The organism is Nitrosomonas limosa (assembly GCF_054188085.1).
In genome coordinates, this window is sequence record NZ_CM135180.1 from 1,905,643 (window position 1) to 1,919,471 (window position 13,829).

Sequence of the window (13,829 nt, forward strand, 5' to 3'; positions counted from 1 at the left end):
AATGATGAACGAATCAATCTATGATCAGAATCGGGAACTTCAGCGCAAGCTGGATCAACTGTTAAAGCAAGCCAGAGCCAATGAAAAGAAACAAGAATTATATGAAACATTCGGCTTTGAAATCATCGGCGCCAGCACTCCAAAGCAGTTGCGCGATTTGTTGTTATCTCAAATCGTTAGCCGTTTCCAGCTATTAGATGGCGTGTTATGCCTTATCGATCATCACAAAGATACAGAACGATTATTTTTTGAGCGGGACGAAGAAGCACGCTTACAACTTGAAAACAAGCTGCTGATACTAGACACCCTAAAAGATGCAGGAATCATCCAATCGCTGGTGAACCGCCCTTTGCTAGGAGCGGAAGCGCTCAAAAAATACCCTTGGATGATTGCCAATCTGAAAACCAGAAATCAAATCCGTAGCGCCGCATTCCTACCCTTACTGCGTAGCGATCGAATCATCGGTGCATTATTATTGCTCAGTCAAGATCCGCATCGTTACCAAGAAGGCATTGGGACACTTTTTTTGCAAAAGTTGTCTGCAATGACAGCGGTAGCGGTGGAAAACTGCCTGAATCAACAAAGACTGAAAGAAATCAGTTATCAGGACGTGCTTACTCAAGCCTATAACCGGCGTTACTTTGATCTGAGATTTAAAGATGAAATCGCCCGATGCGTCCGTTGGGACGATGATTTGATCTGTATGTTTCTCGATGTCGATTATTTCAAGAAAATAAACGATACGCATGGTCACCAAACCGGTGATTTGGTACTGCGACGGATGGTCAGTTTAATCAAGGAACAGGTAAGATCGTGCGATATCGTAGCGCGCTATGGGGGTGAGGAATTCGTGGTCGCGCTACCTTCCACCTCCTTGCAGGCAGCGCATGAAATCGCGGAACGCTTGCGTTTGGCGATATGTTCCACACCCATGAGCTTTCTGAACAAACAGTTTAGAGTGTCAGTTTCAATCGGAATGGCCAGCCTGAGAGGTCTGTTAACTGCACAACAGCATGATCTTGATTATATCTGCTCAACGTTGCTCGACAGCGCGGATAAGGCCCTTTATGAAGCCAAAGAAGGCGGCAGAAACCAGGTGGCGGTATACGCAAACCGCATTCTCTAACTCGGCTCCCCGATTCCCCGCATCATTGCAATTCCGTGCGCACCAAACTCTTGCGCTATCGCGAGATCGGCTAAACACATTCCTCCCAGCGCGTAAACCGGCAACGAATAATCGCGAATCAAAGCAGCAAACCTGCGCCACCCCAAGGGCGGCATGCCGGGATGTGTCAACGTCGGCTGCACCGGCCCCAGCACGGCAAAATCCAAGCCCAGCCGGACGGCTGCATCAAGCTCTTCAATGTTATGACAAGACGCTCCGCACAATCCGTATGTCGGCTCCGGGCGGCACGGTATAGTCATCAGTTGCGACGCAGTCAAATGCACGCCATCCGCCCCAAGCTCCCGTGCCAATTCAAAATCGCCGTTAATCAATACCTTTGCTTGTGAGCGACGCGCCATTGTCAATACATCGCTCGCAAATTTTTTTAAATCGTCTTTAGCCATCTGCTTCTCTCGGACTTGCAACAAACGCACACCATGCAGCAACGCTTGTTCAATTCTTTCCAATGCTGACTGAACGCCCATCTCAGCAGCATGAGTAATGGCATAGACAGGTGGCAGCAACAGCGACTGCAAAACCGCGCCATTGGCGGGAAGCATAGGGGACACCTCGATCCGATGCGGCCATTGCCAGCTTACTTCCTGTTTCTCCCTTGGCGTCAAACTGCCTTCCCATTCCACTACCCGGAAAAAATGCAAACGCACCGTCGCATGCGAATAAGCGAAAACTCTCGTTATCCAGGGAAAAGCATGATTCACATGAATACCGAGCTCTTCCCACAGTTCACGGGCCAACGCTTGCATCAGCGACTCACCTGGTTCAACCTTGCCGCCGGGAAACTCCCAATAGCCGGAATACACTTTGCCTTCGGGCCGCTGTGCCAGCAAAAACCGTCCATCCGGCTGAAAGATCACCGCTGCGACGACCTCCACGACCGGAACCGAATGATTGTCATCAACGTGTGTAACGGAATTCATGAACGCCTGATTCTAATGCCGGGTTTTCTGTCGACCTGAAAAATCTTTTGCAAATTGCCACGCCACTCGGCCACTGCGTGAACCGCGCTCAATCGCCCATTGCAAGGCTTCGGTGCGAGCCCGCTCGGTCATTTTTTCGGCTATTCCGAAATAATCCAGCCAGTAACGCACAATATCCAGATATTCATTCTGATTAAACGGATAAAACGACACCCACAAACCGAAGCGTTCCGATAGAGAAATCTTTTCCTCAATCGCCTCGCTCGGATGCACCTCATCGCCCAAATGTTTTGTATCGAGATTATCATGCATAAATTCCGGCACCATGTGACGGCGATTCGACGTCGCATAAATCAGCACGTTATCCGAAACTGTCGCAATCGAACCATCCAGCACCACTTTCAATGCTTTGTACCCCGGCTCGTCGGTTTCAAACGATAAATCATCGCAAAACAAAATAAACCGCTCCGGACGCTGATAAATTCTTTGCACGATATCGTGCAAATCGACCAGATGATGTTTCTCCACCTCGATTAAGCGCAAACCATCTTTGGCATATTGATTCAGCAATGCTTTAATCAACGATGACTTACCAGTACCGCGCGCACCGGTCAACAACACATTATTCGCTGGAACCCCACGCACAAACTGCCGCGTATTCTGATCAATACGCCGCTTCTGCTGGTCGATGCCGCACAATGCATCGAGCGTAATGAGATGCGGATGCGTGACCGCTTCGATAAACCCGGTGGATCCCTGACGGCGCCAGCGAAAAGCCGGTGATGCCTGCCAATCCGGTTCCGGATGAGAGTGCGGCAGCAACTGCTCCAAACGGTCCAATAGCTTGTTCGCCCGTTTATACCATTTATCCCAATCACTCATCGCATTTTCTACCGGTAATCAACTGCGGTAGCTGGCATTGATTTTCACGTAATCGTAGGAAAAATCGCAAGTCCACACCGTAGTCGAAGCACTGCCGCGATTCAGCACGACACGAATGGCAATCTCCGCTTGGTTCATTACCCGCTGGCCATCTTCTTCACGATAATTCGACGCTCGCCCGCCCTTTTCCGCCACCAGCACATCATCGAGATATAGTTGAATGCCATCAACGTTTAAATCATCGACACCGGCATAACCGATTGCCGCCAGAATACGGCCCAGGTTGGGATCAGATGCGAAGAAAGCGGTTTTGACCAGTGGTGAATGCGCGATGGCATAAGCTACTTTGGCGCACTCATCCTTGCTTTTACCGTCTTCGACTTGCACGGTAATGAATTTGGTTGCGCCTTCGCCATCGCGCACAATCATTTTCGCAAGCTCTGCCGCAACCTCGGTGACTGCATCCTGCAGCAAACAAAACTCTTCGGTATGCGGATTATAAATTTCTTTATTTCCCGCCTTACCGGTAGCCATCACAATAAAGGCATCATTGGTCGAAGTATCGCCATCCACAGTGATGCGGTTGAACGAACGATCGGCTGCATGTTGCACCAGCTTCTGCAACAAGGGTTGAGTGATCGCCGCATCGGTCGCGACATACCCCAGCATCGTCGCCATATTCGGGCGGATCATCCCGGATCCTTTGGCAATGCCGGTAATCGTAATGGTTTTGCCTTTGATGGGTACTTGCTTGGAAACCGCTTTCGGCACGATATCAGTGGTCATGATCGCGTGCGCCGCATGGAACCAGTTATCTGCTTTGCGATCCGCTACCGCAGCGGGCAATCCCTGGATAATACGATCCACCGGCAACGGTTCCATGATCACGCCAGTTGAAAACGGCAACACCTGTTGCGGAGCCAAACTCAATAGTTTGGCCAATGCCGCACAGGTCGTTTGCGTATGGGCTATTCCCGATTCTCCGGTGCCGGCATTGGCATTGCCAGTATTGATCACCAGCGCCCGCACCGATTGCGCCAGATGCCGCTTCGCCACAATCACCGGCGCCGCGCAGAAACGATTCTGCGTAAACACGCCGGCAACCTGGGTGCCTTCAGCCAATGCCATCACCAGCAAATCCTTGCGGCCGGGTTTCTTGATACCGGCTTCGGCAATGCCAAGCGTTACACCCGCAACGGGCAACAACTGTTGAGGAGATAAAGAGGGAATATTGACAGGCATAGTAAAATCTTTGCGATGTTTAAAATGCCGCTATGCTACCGTATCTTTGCCGGATTTTCAGAATTTCGTAAAACTGTGGCTTATCCGGCACATGGAACCTCTTATCAGTGATCCAGCCAAATTCTATTACACACCTTGTTTAAGGCTCGCTTCGATAAAGCCATTTAAATCGCCATCCAGCACGCTTTGGGTATTTCCAACTTCAACATTGGTTCGCAAATCCTTAATTCGGGATTGATCCAAAACGTACGATCGAATTTGATGACCCCAGCCAATATCCGTTTTAGATTCTTCCACCGCTTGTTTCTCTTCATTGCGCTTACGCAATTCCGCCTCATACAATCGCGATTTCAACATCGCCAGCGCGTCTGCCTTGTTGCGATGCTGCGAGCGTCCGCTTTGGCATTGAACCACGATTCCGGTTGGATTGTGCGTAATGCGAATGGCCGAATCGGTCTTATTAATATGCTGCCCGCCCGCACCGGAAGCACGGAATGTATCTATCCTTAAATCGGCAGGGTTAATTTCAATTTCGATATTATCGTCCGCCTCCGGATACACAAATACACTTGCAAACGATGTATGACGGCGATTGCCCGAATCGAAAGGTGATTTTCGCACCAAACGATGTACCCCGGTTTCCGTGCGTAAATATCCATACGCGTAGTCGCCCGTCACCTTTAACGTTGCACTTTTGATGCCGGCAACATCTCCCGGTGATTCTTCCATGACTTCTACTTGCAATCCTTGCCTTTCACAATAACGCAGGTACATACGTTCCAGCATTGCGGCCCAGTCTTGCGCTTCCGTCCCTCCCGAACCCGATTGGATGTCTAAAAAACAATTACTTGGATCCATCGGACCGGAAAACATCCGCCTGAATTCAAGATTGGCGACGGCTTTTTCTATATCCCCGACATCAACTGCAATGCTCTCAAGCGCCGATTCGTCATTTTCCGATTTAGCCAGATCAAACAATTCCTGAGCATCCTGCAATTGCCGATCAACAGACTCCAGGGTTAGCACAGTGTCTTCTAATGACTTTTTCTCGCGGCCGATTTCCTCAGTTCGCTTGCTATCGTTCCAGATAGCCGGATCCTCAAGCAGTAATGCCAGTTCACTCAGTCTTGTCTGCTTGTTCTCGAAGTCAAAGAAACCTCCGTAATTCTTTGGCCCGGCCATCGAGATCCGCAAGTTGACTCGATAATGCATTAATACGTTCAGCTTCCATAAATTTCACCCCATTTAAAGGCAGGTATTATACCTGTTACGGATTTCCAATATCGTAACCATGCTCGTAAGCAAGTGGCTGACCCCAAAAAAGGTCATAAATTCCAAGCAATCGCAAGCCAAAAAAAATATAATAGCTCCTTAGATTGCTAGTAACTCAATTATTTCGTTGATAAATTTATTTTCGCTGAAGATCCCGCCATGTCTAAGTTCATCGCATTAATTCCGGCTGCAGGCTCGGGATCCCGGATGGGCAACGATGTTCCCAAACAGTATTTATCGTTGAGCGGCAAACCGATGATCTATCATGCAATCAATACCCTATGCAGGAATCCATCGATCGCTCATGTTTTGATTGTGCTCGCCCCTCACGATTCAGAGTGGGATAAATTCGACTGGTCTGAGTTTTCCGATAAATTAAAAGTGTTGAAATGCGGTGGCGCAACACGGGCCGAAAGTGTCCTTAATGGTCTGATAACTGCTCAAAGTGCGCATAACATCGATCCGGAAGATTGGATTCTGGTGCATGATGCAGCCCGGCCATGTCTATCACAATGGCAGCTCGACAACTTAATTGACGAACTGGCGGAAGATGCGGTGGGAGGACTACTCGCCATTCCTGTAGCTGATACGCTCAAACGCAGCAACAATGAAACCCGTGTAGCGCGCACCGAACCTCGAGAAAATCTGTGGCAAGCGCAAACACCTCAAATGTTTCGTTATGCTCTGCTTGCCCAAGCATTGCAAAATGCCATCGGAATACCCATCACGGATGATGCCAGCGCGGTTGAAGCCATTGGATTTCACCCCAAACTTGTTGCAAGTGACTCATACAATTTCAAAGTCACCTACCCCAATGATTTGGCATTAGCAGAATTAATATTACAACAAAGGAATAGCCAGTGACCGCAATGAGAATAGGACAAGGTTTTGATGTACATCAATTGGTTGAAGGGCGTCAATTGATTATCGGCGGCGTTACGATTCCGCATGACAAAGGATTGCTGGGTCATTCGGATGCGGATGTACTTTTACATGCAATCTGCGATGCGCTGCTGGGCGCTGCTGCATTAGGGGATATCGGCCAGCATTTTTCCGATACCGACCCTCGTTTTAAAAACATCGATAGCCGCTTATTGCTCCGCGAAGTTTACCGCTTGCTGGAAAACAATCACTATACGCTCAGCAACCTGGATGCGACCATAATCGCCCAATCTCCCAAAATGGCGCCTTTTATTCCTGCCATGCAGCACAATATCGCGCAGGATCTTAATACTCACATCGGCAATATCAACATCAAAGCCAAAACAGCGGAAAAATTGGGAGCGCTTGGGCGTAAAGAAGGCATCGCTGCGGAAGCGGTCTGTTTGATCATTCGTACACAACAATAAGCGTGACTGATCACAACGCCGCACCTGAGAAACAATCAAGCCGCGTTTTTTTTGCTGCCTTTCCAAATAAAATCATTCAAAATAAACTGACACGGAAAGCCGAAGAATTCCAGGCTATGTGTGGCGGCCGCATCATTAAAGCGCATCACATTCATCTCACATTATTATTTCTCGGCAACGTAGACACGGATCGCATTGATGCCCTACTTGAAGCCGCAAAAAAAATTTCTGCGAAAAAATTCGAGCTGGAACTCAATAAAATCAGTTATTGGAAACACAACCAAATCGTTTTTGTTGGAACGGAACATTATCCCGATGAATTGTTCGCGCTGGTTGAATCACTCAAGAATTCGCTCACAAAGGCCGGATTCTTATTTGACGGGCGAGACTATAAACCGCATGTCACACTTATCAAAAAGGCTTCTCACCGCGTTGATAGTCAACCGATAAAACCGGTTGTGTGGCCTGTCGGCGAATGGCATCTGATACAGTCGCAATCCGGCCCCAACGGGGTCGATTATATTCCTCTCGCACACTGGCCCTTGAAATAGCTTACGCATGTATCTTAGCAACTTCATCCATTTTAGCGAGTATTGCCCTTGAAACTCCTTGCCATTGAAACTTCAACGGAATTCTGTTCCGTTGCATTATTGTCAAACAATGGAATCATTGCAAAAGAACTCCAGGCCGGCCAACAGCATTCTGAAATGCTGCTGGATATGATTCAAGAATTATTATCAACTGCCAACTCAAATTTACGCCAAATGGACGGAATTGCTTTTGGCGCCGGTCCAGGCTCCTTTACAGGCTTACGCATCGCATGCGGCGTAGCACAAGGCTTAGCCTATGCCGCCAACCTGCCCATCGTTGGAATTAATACGCTCGAAGCGTTAGCGCAGAAAACGGCAGCGCCATTTGCGGTTGTAGCGCTTGATGCTCGCATGGGTGAAATTTATCATGCCGCGTATCAGAAAATTTCCGATTCCCATTGGAAGATTATTAGCTCGCCTATGCTGTGTTCACCAGAAGATGCCCCTTTACTACCGGGTAATGAGTGGGTAGCGTGCGGCAGCGGTTTTGATGTTTATCACCAAAAGTTATCCACATTTTATTGTGATACTATCCAGCAAATTCACCGTGGATTTCATCCTCATGCCGCAGAAATAGCGCAACTCGCGAGGTATCAATTCGGCGAAGGAATCCGCTGGCATCCTGCTGATGCCAGTCCGGTTTATATACGTAATAAAGTCGCTTTGACAGAAAGAGAACGAAAAGTATGACTTTGCAACAAGCCTTTGAAATTAGAGCAATGCACCCGACCGATTTGGATCGAATCATCCTGATCGAAAGGGAAATCTTTCTTTTCCCGTGGTCACCCGGAAATTTTGCGGATTCAATTAAAGCCGGTTATCTTTGTCACGTCATGGAGCTGGCCGATGCTATCGTGGGTTATGGAATCATGATGATGAGTCCCGATGAAGCACATATCCTCACATTAGGAATCGCCGCAGACTGGCAAAAGAAAGGTCTTGGAAGAAAATTGCTGCAATACCTCATCGAAAGCGCCCGCAATTTGAATGCTAAATCGATCTTGCTGGATGTGAGAGAATCTAATCACGGCGCAGCGCAGCTCTATCAACAAATGGGTTTCCAGCAAATCGCGACGCGTAAGGGCTACTACCCGGCGATGTGTGGACGTGAAGATGCGCGCGTCATGCAATTGATACTATGAATAGCAGACGCACGCGCGTCCTCAAAGAACTGAACTTGCTTCCGGTATGGCAGCAGAAATCGAATGTTTCAGAGCGGGATAACCGTTCGCGTGAAGCATCAGATACCCAGGAAGAATCCTCCGGTATGATTCACTCAGCCGGGGACCACCAACCCATCCAAGCATCCGATCAAGCGACTTTGATTATTTTAAAACAGGCAGTTACCGATTGTTTCCGCTGTCAATTAAGTGCTACCAGAACTCATACGGTTTTCGGTATTGGCGATGAAAATGCGGATTGGCTATTTATTGGTGAAGGACCCGGTGCGAAAGAGGATGAAACCGGAGAACCTTTTGTCGGACAGGCTGGCAAGCTGCTCGATCAAATGTTAGCGGCGATCCGGTTAAAAAGAGGTGATAACGTCTATATTACAAATATCGTCAAATGCAGGCCGCCCGGCAACAGAAACCCTTCTTTAAACGAAGCCCGGCAGTGCGAACCCTATCTCATGAGTCAAATAGAATTAATCAAGCCCAAACTCATCGTTGCATTGGGTAAGGTTGCTGCGCAAAACCTGCTCAAATGTGACGACAGCATCTCAAGTTTGCGCGGAAAAGTGCATCATTTCTCTAACATCCCGCTGATTGTTACCTATCATCCGGCTTATTTGTTGCGATCGCTGCCGGAAAAAGCAAAAGCATGGAAGGATTTGTGTTTCGCAAATGCGACGATGCAATCATTAAAATAAAATTCTCGAGCCGAAGCTGTTGGTTATTCGCAGAAAATTAATGAACCTTTCTCGCACCAATCAAATGCAGCGAGTCTTCTTTACTTTGATTCGTTAAATGCCATTTCCTGATCAAAGTCATCATGACTGACACGAACAAACCGAACGCTGCGATCACAATATAGATATGTACTTCAAAGAAAATCAATAATGCGTAAAGTGACAGCATCATCAAGATGCTTAAATTCTCGTTAAAATTTTGTACCGCAATCGAGTGTCCGGCGCCCATCAGGATATGGCCGCGATGCTGCAACAACGCATTCATCGGCACGACAAAGAAACCCGCCAAGCCACCGATTAACATTAACAACATAATCGCAATCCATAAATCTCTAACAAGTATCATCACGATTACGACAATCCCCATTGCTATTCCCAAAGGAATAACTTTTACCGATTGCCTCAGTGAAATCCACTTGGCGGCCAAGATAGCGCCTGCGGCGATACCCAAAGCCACCACCCCTTGAAGCTGGGCTGCCTGGTTTAATGGATAATCCATCGCCACTTCGGCCCATTTCAGCACAATAAATTGTAATGTGGCGCCGGCTCCCCAGAATAAGGTGGTTACCGCCAGCGATATCTGGCCGAGTTTGTCGGACCATAATAACTTCACGCAGTGACTGAACTCATGCACCAGATAGAGCGGGTTTTTTTTGGGAATTCGATGATCGACACCGGTATTCGGAATATACAGATTAAATGCCGCTGCTATGGAATAGATCACAGCAATGATGAGAATACTGCTTTCCAGCACATTATCGATACCTGTATTGATCAAAGGAAAGTCAATCTCCAAAAGCACACTAGCCACGGTTGGCGTAATCAGCACCCCGCCCAAAACTGTACCCAGAACGATCGATGCCACTGTTAACCCTTCAATCCAGCCATTTGCAATCACTAATTTTTCGGGTGGCAATAACTCCGTCAAGATGCCATATTTGGCGGGAGAATAAGCAGCCGCTCCCAAACCGACTACTGCATAGGCAGCCAACGCGAAATACTGATTCATGGCCATGAATAGCAAACCACAGCCTGCTATTTTGATGGTATTACTAACAAACATGACCCGCCCTTTCGGCATGGAATCTGCAAAAGCGCCGACGAAAGGCGCGAGAATGACATAAAACACCACAAAAACAAACTTCAGCATCGGTGTTAGATAGGCTGGAGCATGTAAATCAATCAACAATGCAATTGCCACAACCAACAGCGCGTTGTCCGCCAGCGATGAAAAAAATTGCGCTGCCATGATTGTATAAAAACCGCGTTCCAAACTTTTTCCTTAATCTGTAATTTTTTTATTTTAGACAAGCCATTTAAGATCCGACTTTCCCATGGAACCAGTCAGAGTGATAGTATTAGCCACCTAACGTTTTTCAGCCCGAGAGATTAGCACATTATGCTGATTATCATCGCATGAACGCTTCAAAGAATATTTGGTGCACCAAATGAAGGTTACGATCGTTATATCCTGGCTTAGTTGAATTATTTATCTTTCTAAATCGATGCCACGTCCAATACAAGCAACAATTGATATTTCCGCTTTGAGTCAGAACTTAGCAGTTGTCCGTCAATATGCAACAAAAGCACGAATCATGGCTGTGATAAAAGCGGATGCTTATGGACATGGACTATTTTCGGCAGTAAGCGGACTCAAAGCTGCAGATGGTTTGGCGCTGCTCGAACTGGATGCGGCCATCGAATTACGGAAGGCCGGTTATCAGCAACCGATTCTTTTATTAGAAGGTTTCTTTTCTTCTGAAGAATTAGCTGAATTTCAGCATTATCAACTGAGCGCGGTTATTCACCACGAGGAACAAGTTGCCATGCTGACAAAGTCAAAGCATGCATTGGACATCTTCCTGAAAATCAACACCGGGATGAATCGCCTTGGCCTAGTTCCTGATAGATTCTCTAAAATCATCGACCGCCTCATCGAGAGTCGCTGTACCAAAAGCCTAACGTTAATGACGCATTTCGCGAGCGCAGATATCCCTGCGGAAAAAGAAAATGTAATTCGTCAATTTGAAAGTTTTCTCTCCATTACTCAGGGCTATCATTTTCCCCGTTCTGTCGCAAACTCTGCGGCAATTATCCGCTATCCAGAAGCGCAATCCGATTGGGTACGCCCTGGAATCATGTTATACGGGTCTTCACCTTTTTCAGATAAAACCGCATCCGAACTTCAGCTAAAACCAGTAATGACGCTCGCGAGCAAAATTATTGCGGTTCATGATTTACAGAGCGGCGACAAAGTCGGTTATCACGGTCTCTTCGAGGCAGATCGACCAATGCGCATCGGAGTCGTAGCATGCGGCTATGCTGACGGATATCCGCGACACGCACCTACTAATACGCCAGTACTAATCAACAATCAGCGGAGCAGATTATTGGGGCGGGTATCTATGGATATGATCGCGGTAGACCTCACAGATATCAATAACGCAGGGCTGAATAGCCCGGTGATCCTATGGGGAGAGGGATTGCCTGTTGACGAAGTAGCTCACTATGCCAACACTAACAGCTATGAGCTACTTTGCGCTGTTGCTCCAAGGGTTGAAAGGAAAATTGCGTCGTAGGAGCGCATCCGACCCCATTCAACCCCGGTAACAACAAATTATTCGACTTTTGCTTTACTACGCAAATCTTGCACCACCGTTGCGAATTCACGTTGTAACACGCGTTGTTGAATATTTTGTTTAACTTCCTCAAACGGCGGCACCGCCATCGGACGGATATCCATTAACTCGATCACATGCCAGCCAAAAGAAGTTTGAACGGGTAAATCCGTTCTACCCCCTTTCGATAATTTCACCAGCGCTTCAGAAAAAGGCCGGACATAGGCAGCCGGTGGACTCCAGTTAAGTTCACCGCCATTCTCTTTACTACCGTCATCCAGTGATTTTTGTTCCGCTAATTTAGCAAAGTTGGCGCCTTTTTTCAGCTGAGCAATGATATCCAGTGCTTCACTCTCGCTACCGACCAGAATATGGCGGGCTCTGTACTCTTTATCCCCCATTTGCACCTTTAGCATTTCATATTCCTTCCGCAAGGTATCGTCACTGACAATATTGTGTTTAATATAGTCGGCTTGATACGCTCTTACCAATACGGCCTGACGCGCGATTTCAAGTTGCGATATGACTTCCGGATCCAGATCCAATCTTTTTTTAACGGCTTCCTGCGCCAGAATTTCTTCAGCAATTAAATTTTCACGCAGCGCTTTTCTCATTTCAGGTCCATCAGGTTGCCCTTGTGCTACATTTGCTTTAACCATCAATTCCAAACGCGCTTGCGGAATCGCAACACCATTAACTTTTGCCATCACCCCCTGAGAATGAGCCGAGACGGCGGTAAAGCCTAGAAAACTAGCTACTATTATTTGTGAGACTCTCATCAAACGCATGGAATTTCCTCTACTGTAATTAAAAAAAATTTCTTAAAAAACTAGTGCATGGAAAGTATACGCTTTAACCGAATGCACGTGAATATTTACCTAACCTGTTATCTTCATAAGTATTTTAAGTTCCTGAAAAAGCAACACTCGGTTAACACTCATCAAAATTTAGCTTGGTAAAACTTTTTTAAAGGGCTTAACAGTAACTTTTTGATACACTCCGGCACTAACATAGGGATCCGCATTTGCCCAAGTCTTCGCAGCTTCCAAAGATTCAAACTCGGCGACGATCAGGCTGCCTGAAAAACCCGCGGGGCCCGGTTCCAAACTATCAATTGCTGGAAATGGGCCCGCTAAAATTAACCGGCCTTCATCCTGCAATGCTTGAATTCTGCTTAGATGTTGCGAACGAACCGCCATCCTTTTTTCCAGGCTATCCGGCACATCCTCTCCGTTGATCATATATAACATCTTTATTTTTTACTCACTTGATTATTGATTTCGCTTTTCACTGTCCCTTGATCGATATCATCCGCATTCTCGGTTGCCAATAGCGTTGTATCTTTTAAATATTTTCCTAGGAAAATTATCTGCGCCACTATAAAAACAAGCATTAAGCCGGTCGCTCCAAAAAGCTTAAATGATACCCAAGTATCTAAAGGAAAACTAAAAGCGACAAAGAGATTGATGCAGCCCATGATCGCGAAAAAAACAATCCAGCTAAGATTGAGGATATTCCACACAGTCGTTGGCAATATCATCTGTTTCTCAAGGGCCGTCTTGATCAGATTCTTACCAAACAACAAATTGGATATGAGCAGCACTGATCCAATCAACCAATAAAAAACTGTCGGCTTCCATTTTATAAAGGTCTCATCTTGTGAAATTAAAGTTGCACCGCCAAAAACGATAATTACTGCCAAATTGATCCACATCATTTTCTCGATTTGACGATGGCGTATCCACAGCCAGCCAATCTGCACAAAAGTTGCAGCTATTGCAACAGCGGTTGCAACAAAAATATCGTAATATTTATAAGCTAAGAAAAATAATACAACTGGAAATAGATCAAACAACAGTTTCAT

16 protein-coding genes are annotated in these 13,829 nt (G+C 46.8%); 8 read left to right on the forward strand and 8 right to left on the reverse strand.

What is annotated here, in order from left to right:
* Window position 1 precedes the first annotated feature (1 nt).
* Window positions 2-1,126: a GGDEF domain-containing protein gene (locus ACV7NC_RS08670; RefSeq protein ID WP_458152124.1), complete on the forward strand. Its 1,125-nt coding sequence runs from the start codon at window positions 2-4 to the stop codon at window positions 1,124-1,126.
* Here ACV7NC_RS08670 and ACV7NC_RS08675 read toward each other — a convergent pair.
* The 4 genes from ACV7NC_RS08675 to prfB all read right to left on the reverse strand — a co-directional run bounded on the left by ACV7NC_RS08675 (window position 1,123) and on the right by prfB (window position 5,458).
* The gene (locus ACV7NC_RS08675; protein WP_458152125.1) at window positions 1,123-2,103 is read right to left on the reverse strand and encodes a Nudix family hydrolase; all 981 of its coding nucleotides are present in this window, start codon (window positions 2,101-2,103) and stop codon (window positions 1,123-1,125) included. The genes ACV7NC_RS08670 and ACV7NC_RS08675 overlap by 4 nt on opposite strands.
* A gap of 12 nt (window positions 2,104-2,115) precedes the next feature.
* Window positions 2,116-2,985 carry an ATP-binding protein gene (locus ACV7NC_RS08680; RefSeq protein WP_458152126.1) on the reverse strand — a complete coding sequence of 290 codons (870 nt, stop codon included), beginning with the start codon at window positions 2,983-2,985 and terminating at the stop codon, window positions 2,116-2,118.
* Between the two features lie 18 nt (window positions 2,986-3,003).
* The gene (argJ, locus tag ACV7NC_RS08685; RefSeq protein ID WP_458152127.1) at window positions 3,004-4,227 is read right to left on the reverse strand and encodes a bifunctional glutamate N-acetyltransferase/amino-acid acetyltransferase ArgJ; all 1,224 of its coding nucleotides are present in this window, start codon (window positions 4,225-4,227) and stop codon (window positions 3,004-3,006) included.
* Window positions 4,228-4,353: 126 nt separating this feature from the next.
* Window positions 4,354-5,458 (reverse strand): peptide chain release factor 2 gene (prfB, locus tag ACV7NC_RS08690; RefSeq protein WP_458152128.1). Its coding sequence is split into 2 segments (ribosomal slippage): window positions 4,354-5,376 and window positions 5,378-5,458, totalling 1,104 coding nucleotides; the frame shifts between segments, so codons are not numbered across the junction.
* A 200-nt stretch (window positions 5,459-5,658) separates the two neighbouring features.
* Between prfB and ispD the strand changes: the two genes are divergently transcribed.
* From ispD to ACV7NC_RS08720, 6 genes are read left to right on the forward strand one after another with little or no spacing between them, the layout of a single operon-like run.
* Window positions 5,659-6,363, forward strand: coding sequence for a 2-C-methyl-D-erythritol 4-phosphate cytidylyltransferase (ispD, locus tag ACV7NC_RS08695; protein ID WP_458152129.1), 705 nt, complete (start codon window positions 5,659-5,661; stop codon window positions 6,361-6,363).
* 5 nt (window positions 6,364-6,368) lie between these two features.
* On the forward strand, window positions 6,369-6,848 hold the full coding sequence (gene ispF, locus ACV7NC_RS08700; protein WP_458152130.1) for a 2-C-methyl-D-erythritol 2,4-cyclodiphosphate synthase: 480 nt from the start codon (window positions 6,369-6,371) through the stop codon (window positions 6,846-6,848).
* A 2-nt stretch (window positions 6,849-6,850) separates the two neighbouring features.
* Window positions 6,851-7,399 carry an RNA 2',3'-cyclic phosphodiesterase gene (gene thpR / locus ACV7NC_RS08705; protein ID WP_458152131.1) on the forward strand — a complete coding sequence of 183 codons (549 nt, stop codon included), beginning with the start codon at window positions 6,851-6,853 and terminating at the stop codon, window positions 7,397-7,399.
* Between the two features lie 48 nt (window positions 7,400-7,447).
* Window positions 7,448-8,128, forward strand: a complete 681-nt coding sequence (gene tsaB / locus ACV7NC_RS08710) for a tRNA (adenosine(37)-N6)-threonylcarbamoyltransferase complex dimerization subunit type 1 TsaB (RefSeq protein WP_458152132.1) — start codon at window positions 7,448-7,450, stop codon at window positions 8,126-8,128.
* Window positions 8,125-8,580: a ribosomal protein S18-alanine N-acetyltransferase gene (gene rimI / locus ACV7NC_RS08715; RefSeq protein WP_458152133.1), complete on the forward strand. Its 456-nt coding sequence runs from the start codon at window positions 8,125-8,127 to the stop codon at window positions 8,578-8,580. The genes tsaB and rimI overlap by 4 nt, the downstream gene beginning before the upstream one ends.
* Window positions 8,577-9,308 (forward strand): uracil-DNA glycosylase, encoded by a 732-nt coding sequence (locus ACV7NC_RS08720; protein WP_458152134.1) that lies wholly within the window; start codon window positions 8,577-8,579, stop codon window positions 9,306-9,308. Before rimI ends, ACV7NC_RS08720 begins: the two co-directional genes overlap by 4 nt.
* A 37-nt stretch (window positions 9,309-9,345) precedes the next feature.
* Here the strand turns inward: ACV7NC_RS08720 and lplT are convergent, their stop codons facing one another.
* Window positions 9,346-10,620, reverse strand: coding sequence for a lysophospholipid transporter LplT (gene lplT, locus ACV7NC_RS08725; protein ID WP_458152135.1), 1,275 nt, complete (start codon window positions 10,618-10,620; stop codon window positions 9,346-9,348).
* Window positions 10,621-10,852: 232 nt separating this feature from the next.
* Between lplT and alr the strand changes: the two genes are divergently transcribed.
* Window positions 10,853-11,926, forward strand: a complete 1,074-nt coding sequence (alr, locus tag ACV7NC_RS08730; RefSeq protein ID WP_458152136.1) for an alanine racemase — start codon at window positions 10,853-10,855, stop codon at window positions 11,924-11,926.
* 38 nt (window positions 11,927-11,964) lie between these two features.
* On the opposite strand, the gene ACV7NC_RS08735 is transcribed toward alr, so the two are convergent.
* The 3 genes from ACV7NC_RS08735 to ACV7NC_RS08745 all read right to left on the reverse strand — a co-directional run bounded on the left by ACV7NC_RS08735 (window position 11,965) and on the right by ACV7NC_RS08745 (window position 13,829).
* Window positions 11,965-12,672, reverse strand: coding sequence for a peptidylprolyl isomerase (locus tag ACV7NC_RS08735; RefSeq protein WP_458152138.1), 708 nt, complete (start codon window positions 12,670-12,672; stop codon window positions 11,965-11,967).
* 240 nt (window positions 12,673-12,912) lie between these two features.
* Window positions 12,913-13,215, reverse strand: a complete 303-nt coding sequence (locus tag ACV7NC_RS08740) for a YciI family protein (RefSeq protein WP_458152139.1) — start codon at window positions 13,213-13,215, stop codon at window positions 12,913-12,915.
* Between the two features lie 2 nt (window positions 13,216-13,217).
* Entirely contained in the window at window positions 13,218-13,829 is a 612-nt protein-coding gene (locus tag ACV7NC_RS08745; RefSeq protein WP_458152140.1) for a septation protein A, read from the reverse strand.

Coding starts and splice junctions, on each gene's coding strand:
- ispD (WP_458152129.1), top strand. CDS start 5,659: ATGTCTAAGTTCATCGCATTAATTCCGGCTGCAGGCTCGGGATCCCGG.
- ACV7NC_RS08675 (WP_458152125.1), bottom strand. CDS start 2,103: ATGAATTCCGTTACACACGTTGATGACAATCATTCGGTTCCGGTCGTG.
- ACV7NC_RS08735 (WP_458152138.1), bottom strand. CDS start 12,672: ATGGCAAAAGTTAATGGTGTTGCGATTCCGCAAGCGCGTTTGGAATTG.
- rimI (WP_458152133.1), top strand. CDS start 8,125: ATGACTTTGCAACAAGCCTTTGAAATTAGAGCAATGCACCCGACCGAT.
- ACV7NC_RS08745 (WP_458152140.1), bottom strand. CDS start 13,829: ATGAAACTGTTGTTTGATCTATTTCCAGTTGTATTATTTTTCTTAGCT.
- argJ (WP_458152127.1), bottom strand. CDS start 4,227: ATGCCTGTCAATATTCCCTCTTTATCTCCTCAACAGTTGTTGCCCGTT.
- ACV7NC_RS08740 (WP_458152139.1), bottom strand. CDS start 13,215: ATGTTATATATGATCAACGGAGAGGATGTGCCGGATAGCCTGGAAAAA.
- ACV7NC_RS08670 (WP_458152124.1), top strand. CDS start 2: ATGATGAACGAATCAATCTATGATCAGAATCGGGAACTTCAGCGCAAG.
- alr (WP_458152136.1), top strand. CDS start 10,853: ATGCCACGTCCAATACAAGCAACAATTGATATTTCCGCTTTGAGTCAG.
- ACV7NC_RS08720 (WP_458152134.1), top strand. CDS start 8,577: ATGAATAGCAGACGCACGCGCGTCCTCAAAGAACTGAACTTGCTTCCG.
- ispF (WP_458152130.1), top strand. CDS start 6,369: ATGAGAATAGGACAAGGTTTTGATGTACATCAATTGGTTGAAGGGCGT.
- ACV7NC_RS08680 (WP_458152126.1), bottom strand. CDS start 2,985: ATGAGTGATTGGGATAAATGGTATAAACGGGCGAACAAGCTATTGGAC.